Raw genomic sequence first — 800 nt, forward strand, 5'->3', positions numbered from 1 at the left:
ACCTCATGTGTGTCGGTCTGCGATAAAGGACCTTCCCACTGGACAGTCGGTTCCCCGTGCAGCACATGCACCCGGGCACACCACCCCTACGCCTCGCTTGTCGTGCCTCGTTCCAGACACCGCCCCCCGGCCAGGGTGATCCCGACCGGACGATCTCCACCCAATCACGCCCTTCGCAGAAGGAACGGACAGCTGCGGACCCGATAGCACTGCAACGACCCTGCGGCCGCTCCGAGATGACACCGATCCGGTACCAGCGAACCTGGTATCGCCGTGTCGAAACCTGTCAGGAAGATCGAGTCGGCCAGAGGCTTGGCTTAGTCTGCGCTACACCCACCCGACACCTGTCCAGATTTCCTGTCCCTGTGCGTAACTCAATAATGACACCCAGCCACCCCTACTGTCATCACCCACACGATGACAAGACACTCACGTTCGGCGCCACTCCCACAGCGCCGCAACGGAAACGACAATGACGCAGCGCATGGCACAGGAGCACGGGGCGGTGACAACGACGGATGCGGAGGCGGGCAGAGCGGGAGCGACCGGGCGGATACGGAGGCCGACCGAACCCCCGCCGCGGACCGGCCCCGGCCCCGGGTCGAACTCCAGCCCCGGCACGCCCGCGAACCCCTATCGGATCGCCCGCTCGCCGCGCTCCTCCGCCACCCAAGCGGACCCGTCCTCTACGACGACCAGGGCGCGCGGATGAGGCGAAGACAGCCGCCACCCACACGAACCCGGCCCCGACCAACCCGCCCCCACGCCACACCACCCCTCATCGCCGCCGTCTTTTGACT

Origin of the sequence: Glycomyces paridis, assembly GCF_004912155.1 — a bacterium.
In the GTDB taxonomy this organism is placed as follows: Bacteria; Actinomycetota; Actinomycetes; order Mycobacteriales; family Micromonosporaceae; genus Glycomyces; species Glycomyces paridis.